Source organism: Bradyrhizobium valentinum (genome assembly GCF_001440405.1).
Lineage (GTDB): Bacteria > Pseudomonadota > Alphaproteobacteria > Rhizobiales > Xanthobacteraceae > Bradyrhizobium > Bradyrhizobium valentinum.
Window position 1 is genome coordinate 1 of record NZ_LLXX01000067.1, and the last position, 235, is coordinate 235.

Sequence of the window (235 nt, forward strand, 5' to 3'; positions counted from 1 at the left end):
CCGAAGGGCGCGCAGCCGCCCCCGGCCAAGAAGGGCACTGCGCCCGCCGGCACCGCCGCTGCGCCGGCACCCGCAACGCCTCCGGCCGATACGACCGCCACCGCTGGGGACGGCAAGGACAAGCCGATCCGCACCGTCGGCCCGACCTTCATCCCGCCGAAGCAATAGCTCAGGCCATCGAACATCTTCCGATGACAGGCGCGATCACAGGCTCGCGTTCGTAGCTACGGCTCCC